This is a genomic window from Synechococcus sp. CCAP 1479/10, from assembly GCF_019038515.1.
GTDB lineage: Bacteria > Cyanobacteriota > Cyanobacteriia > PCC-6307 > Cyanobiaceae > Cyanobium.
The window spans coordinates 1-304 of the sequence record NZ_JAFKRJ010000086.1 but is presented as its reverse complement, the minus strand read 5'-3'; the positions used below and the strand labels follow the sequence as shown (position 1 = coordinate 304).

At 64.5% G+C, this 304-nt stretch carries 1 pseudogene; it reads left to right on the top strand.

Annotated elements, in window-relative coordinates:
- Positions 1–304, top strand: a pseudogene (locus tag KUG39_RS17085) (photosystem II D2 protein (photosystem q(a) protein)); the annotation flags it as partial.

Genomic DNA, 304 nt, shown 5'->3' with positions numbered 1-304 from the left:
CGCCATCGCCTTCTCCGGCCCGATCGCGGTGTTCGTCAGTGTCTTCCTGATGTACCCCCTGGGTCAGAGCAGCTGGTTCTTCGCGCCCTCCTTCGGGGTGGCGGCGATCTTCCGCTTCCTGCTGTTCCTGCAGGGCTTCCACAACTGGACCCTGAACCCGTTTCACATGATGGGCGTGGCCGGCATCCTCGGCGGTGCCCTGCTGTGCGCCATCCATGGCGCCACGGTGGAGAACACCCTGTTCGAGGACAGCGACCAGGCCAACACCTTCAAGGCGTTCGAGCCCACCCAGGAAGAGGAGACC